This is a genomic window from Microbacterium sp. UBA3394 (assembly GCF_002358725.1).
In the GTDB taxonomy this organism is placed as follows: domain Bacteria; phylum Actinomycetota; class Actinomycetes; order Actinomycetales; family Microbacteriaceae; genus Microbacterium; species Microbacterium luteum.
Window position 1 is genome coordinate 1 of record NZ_DEPK01000012.1, and the last position, 4,719, is coordinate 4,719.

A 4,719-nucleotide genomic window follows, 5' to 3' on the forward strand; every position below is an offset into this window, starting at 1 on the left:
CTGCTGAAGACCTGCTTCCCCGACCGCGTGTCGGAGTGGGAGCCGCGGCTGCGAGAGCTCATCCCGAGCTACGGCGAGACGCTCAACCCCCGCCCGGAGGCGGCGGACGCGGTGCTGGACACGACCGCCCGGGTTCTCGCCATCCAGCGATGATCCGCGCAGCGGGCATGTCCGCAGCGACGGGCACGGTCGGACGCCGGTAGGAGGAGGAGTCGTGGCGAAGCTCTACTTCCGCTACGGGGCGATGAACTCCGGCAAGTCCACCGCCCTGCTTCAGGCGGCGTACAACTACGAGGAGCGCGGTCAGCGCGTGCTGCTGGCCAAGCCTGCCATCGACACCAAAGACGCCGATCGCGTCTCGAGCCGTCTCGGCGTCACGCGGCCGGTCGACTTCCTGATCCGTCCCGATGAGGACCTGCGCGCTCTGTTCGCCGAGCATCGCGCGCGCGTTCAGGCGGAGGCGCGGGAGAGTCTGCTCCCCGATGAAGACCCACCGCGGCGCGCCGACGTGGCGTGCCTGCTGCTCGACGAGGCGCAATTCCTCACCCCGGCTCAGGTCGACGATCTGATGCGGATCGTCGTCCTCGACCGCATCCCGGTTCTCGCCTACGGCATCCGCACCGATTTCCGCACCGAGGCGTTCCCCGGCTCGCGACGCCTCATGGAGCTGGCGCACAGTCTCGAGGAGCTGAAGACGATCTGCCGCTGCGGACGGAAGGCGCTGTTCAACGCGCGCCTGGTGGGCGGGAGGTTCGTCTTCGACGGCGACCAGGTCGCGATCGACGAGCTGACGGCGGACCGTGTGACCTACGAGTCGATGTGCGCGGAGTGCTACCTCGGCGAGTCGGGCGGACGGCTGGACGGACGCTGATCGCCCGCCGGCGCGGTGCTGGCTAGTCTGGAGGCATGCGAGTACTCCTTGCCGGCGGGGCCGGCTACATCGGCGCGCACACCGCCGTCTCCCTGCTCGACGCCGGACACGAGGTCGTGCTGCTCGACGACCTGTCGGGCACGAGTGCCGTCGCGGCGCAGCGCGTCGAGCGGATCACCGGCAAGAGCGCCCCGCTCGTGGTCGGGAACGCCGCCGACGACGAGGTCGTCGAGAGCGCGTTCGCCGACCACGGCCCGATCGACGCCATCATCCACTTCGCCGCCTTCAAGGCGGTCGGGGAGTCGACCCAGAAGCCGCTGGAGTACTACGCCAACAACCTCGACACCACCTTCGCGCTGCTGCGCGTGGGCCTCGCACACGGCATCCGCTCCTTCGTCTTCTCGAGCACCGGAACCGTCTACTCCGACCCCGCCGACCTGCCGTTCACCGAGGAGTCGACCACGAGTGTCGACCTTTCGAACGCCTACAGCAAGTCCAAGCGCATGAACGAGGTCGTGTTGGCGGATGTCGCGCGCGTGAACCCCGACGTCAATGTCACGGTGCTGCGCTACTTCAACCCGGTGGGCGCGCACACGAGCGGCCTGATCGGCGAGGACCCCACCGGCATCCCGAACAACCTCATGCCGTACGTCTCGCGTGTCGCCATCGGAGCACTCGAGCGCATCGGCGTCTTCGGCGATGACTACGACACCCCCGACGGAACCGGACTCCGCGATTACATCCACGTCGTCGATCTCGCCGACGGGCACGTCTCCGCGCTCGAGAAGGCCGCACCCGGATACGCGGTGTACAACCTCGGCACGGGGCGGCCGGTGAGCGTGCTCGAGCTGATCTCCTCCTTCGAGAAGGCCGTCGGGCGCAAGCTCCCCACCCAGATCCTGGACCGCCGCCCCGGAGACGTCGCGGCGACCTACTGCGACCCCGCGAAGGCGGAACGCGAGCTCGGATGGAAAGCCCGCTTCGGGATCGACGAGGCGTCGCGCGACTACTGGACCTGGCAGTCGCAGAACCCGCAGGGATACGCGACCGCCGAGTAGTCACAGCGTCGCCTCGACGGACGGCTTCCGTGGTCTGACCACAGCGTGTACGATGGTCAGACCACGGAAGGAAAACGTTTCATGGCGGAACCGTCGACGCCTGCACCGTCGCGTGCGTGGCAGGTCGTGCTCGAAAAGATCGAGAACGATCTGCTCGAAGGGCGCCTCGGGCCGGGCGACCGGCTCCCCGCCGAGCGGGAGCTCGCCGGGAGCCTCGGCGTCGGCCGCTCGAGCGTGCGCGAGGCGCTCCGCGTGCTCGAGGTCATGGGACTCATCCGCACCGGCACCGGATCGGGCCCGGCATCGGGCGCGATCATCGTCGCCGCCCCGACGGGCGGCATGCAGGCCCTCCTGAGGCTGCAGGTCGCCGCTCAAGGCTTCCCCCTCCACGACGTCGTGCGCACGCGGCTCGCGCTCGAGGAAGCCGTCGTCGACACGCTCGCGCGGGACCCGGATCGGAGCATCCGGGAGTCCCGCCGCGTGATGGCGGCGATGGCGGCGACCGATCTGACGCCGGGGGAGTTCCTCGCGCTCGACGCGCAGCTGCACCTGAGCCTGGCCGAGGCATCGGGCAACGTCGTGATCTCCGCGATGATGGCCGGGCTCCGCACATCCATCGAGTCCTACGTTCGCCGGGGCGCCGACAACATCGACGACTGGGATGCGACGGCGGCGCGCCTGCGCGACGAGCACGCCGAGATCCTCGCGGCCGTCGACGACGGCGACCCCGCTCGCGCCCGCCGTCTCGTCAACGAGCACATCTCCGGCTACTACGCCCACGCGGGGCTCTCCCGCTGATCGTCCATCGCAGAAGGAAAAGGAAACCATGGTCCAGCGTCAGCTGCCCAAGCCCGCCGAGCTCCTCGAACTCATGCAGTTCAAGAAGCCCGAGCTGAATCCCACCCGGCGTCGTCTCGAGGGTGCCCTCACGATCTACGACCTCCAGCGCATCGCGAAGAGGCGCACGCCGAAAGCCGCCTACGACTACACCGACGGCGCCGCCGAGGGGGAGCTGTCGCTGGCGCGAGCGCGTCAGGCGTTCGAGGACATCGAGTTCCATCCCGACGTGCTGCGCCCCGCCGAGCACGTCGACACCTCGACAGAGGTGCTCGGGGGACCGAGCGCGCTGCCGTTCGGCATCGCGCCGACCGGCTTCACGCGTCTCATGCAGACGGAGGGCGAGACGGCGGGGGCCGGCGCTGCCGGGGCCGCCGGCATCCCGTTCACGCTGTCGACGCTCGGCACGACCTCGATCGAAGACGTCAAGGCCGCCAACCCCGCCGGGCGCAACTGGTTCCAGCTCTACGTCATGCGCGACCGCGACATCTCCTACGGCCTCGTGCGCCGTGCCGCCGAAGCGGGCTTCGACACGCTCATGTTCACGGTCGACACGCCCATCGCCGGCGCGCGCCTGCGAGACAAGCGCAACGGATTCTCGATCCCCCCGCAGCTGACGGTCGGCACGATCCTCAACGCCATCCCCCGCCCGTGGTGGTGGGTCGACTTCCTCACGACACCCAAGCTGGAGTTCGCGTCGCTCTCGACGACGGGAGGGACCGTCGGCGAACTGCTCAACGCCGCGATGGATCCGACCATCAGCTACGAAGATCTCGAGATCATCCGGCAGATCTGGCCGGGGAAGATCGTCATCAAGGGCGTGCAGAACGTCGCGGACTCCAAGAAGCTCATCGACCTCGGGGTAGACGGCATCGTGCTCTCCAACCACGGCGGCCGTCAGCTGGACCGCGCGCCCGTCCCGTTCCACCTGCTCCCGCAGGTGGTGCGCGAGGTCGGCAAGGACGCCACGATCATGGTCGACACGGGCATCATGAACGGCGCGGACATCGTCGCATCGATCGCGCTGGGGGCGAAGTTCACCCTCATCGGCCGCGCGTACCTCTACGGCCTGATGGCCGGTGGTCGCGCGGGCGTCGACAAGACGATCGACATCCTGCGCACCGAGCTCACGCGCACGATGGCCCTCCTCGGCGTCTCGTCGCTGGAGGAACTCGAGCCGCGTCATGTCACGCAGCTGCAGCGCATGACCCCGATCGCCGCCCCGGCAGCCCGCACCGCACCTCGCACGCGTTCGACGGCGTCGAAGGCCGGCGCGAAGGCCTGACCCCGCTCGCCCGTTCGCAACTCCTCAAGACCGCGCCCGCGACGGGCCGGGTGGGGGAGTTCGGCGCCGCGCGGCGCGGTTCTTGCGGAGTTGCGAACACGCGCGGCGGCCCTGGCGGCTCCGAAGAGCCGTCTCGTCAGCGCGCGGGGAGGGTGGGGATGAGAGCGTCGAGCACCTCGGCGGTCTCCTCCCACCCGTCCACGGCCTGGCAGGCCACGCCCATGGCGAGCACCGGGTAGTCGTTCCCGTCGGGGTCGAGGCGGTCGCCGATGAAGAGCATGTCGTCCAGGCTGATTCCCGTCTGCTCCGAGAGCCGGCGCATCCCGTACGCCTTGTCGATCCCGCGGTGGGTGATGTCCACCGAGGTCGAGCCGCCCGAGCGCACCTCGAGGTCGGGGATGCGGTCGGCGACGGCCTGACGCAGCGCGTTCTTCTTCTCGCCGGTGGGGTCCCAGGCCTTCTTGGCCTCGAGCGGTGCCGTCTGCCCGAGGGCGGAGAAGGTGATCTGCGAGCCGCGGTCTTCGAGGATGGGCCCCCAGGTTTCGCTCTCCCAGAGCCCCAGGCGGCGAGCCTCCTCCTCGACGGCGGCGAGGGCGCGGGTCTTCTCGTCGTCTGTCAGGCTGTGTGCGTACACGGTCTGCACATCGCCGTCGCGGAGGCGGTAGTAC

Annotated in this window: 6 protein-coding genes; 5 read left to right on the forward strand and 1 reads right to left on the reverse strand. The window is 69.4% G+C overall.

From position 1 onward, the window contains the following. Positions 1–3: 3 nt before the first annotated feature. From B4E30_RS00510 to B4E30_RS00530, 5 genes are all read left to right on the forward strand, one after another. The gene (locus B4E30_RS00510; protein ID WP_414683172.1) at positions 4–153 is read left to right on the forward strand and encodes a malate:quinone oxidoreductase; all 150 of its coding nucleotides are present in this window, start codon (positions 4–6) and stop codon (positions 151–153) included. Positions 154–214: 61 nt separating this feature from the next. Then, a complete protein-coding gene (locus B4E30_RS00515) occupies positions 215–871 on the forward strand; it encodes a thymidine kinase (RefSeq protein ID WP_194384783.1) in 657 nt (218 codons plus the stop codon). Between the two features lie 35 nt (positions 872–906). After that, the gene (gene galE, locus B4E30_RS00520; RefSeq protein ID WP_071044412.1) at positions 907–1,929 is read left to right on the forward strand and encodes a UDP-glucose 4-epimerase GalE; all 1,023 of its coding nucleotides are present in this window, start codon (positions 907–909) and stop codon (positions 1,927–1,929) included. Positions 1,930–2,010: 81 nt separating this feature from the next. After that, positions 2,011–2,727 carry a FadR/GntR family transcriptional regulator gene (locus tag B4E30_RS00525; protein ID WP_194384784.1) on the forward strand — a complete coding sequence of 239 codons (717 nt, stop codon included), beginning with the start codon at positions 2,011–2,013 and terminating at the stop codon, positions 2,725–2,727. 28 nt (positions 2,728–2,755) lie between these two features. Continuing rightward, positions 2,756–4,051, forward strand: coding sequence for an alpha-hydroxy acid oxidase (locus B4E30_RS00530; protein WP_286793035.1), 1,296 nt, complete (start codon positions 2,756–2,758; stop codon positions 4,049–4,051). A gap of 136 nt (positions 4,052–4,187) precedes the next feature. Here B4E30_RS00530 and B4E30_RS00535 read toward each other — a convergent pair. Beyond that, positions 4,188–4,719: HAD hydrolase family protein (locus B4E30_RS00535; RefSeq protein WP_286793037.1), on the reverse strand; the 532-nt coding region annotated here is incomplete at its 5' end.

What these genes read in the sequence shown, in the direction of transcription:
- galE (WP_071044412.1), top strand. Translation starts at nt 907, where the DNA reads ATGCGAGTACTCCTTGCCGGCGGGGCCGGCTACATCGGCGCGCACACC.
- B4E30_RS00525 (WP_194384784.1), top strand. Translation starts at nt 2,011, where the DNA reads ATGGCGGAACCGTCGACGCCTGCACCGTCGCGTGCGTGGCAGGTCGTG.
- B4E30_RS00530 (WP_286793035.1), top strand. Translation starts at nt 2,756, where the DNA reads ATGGTCCAGCGTCAGCTGCCCAAGCCCGCCGAGCTCCTCGAACTCATG.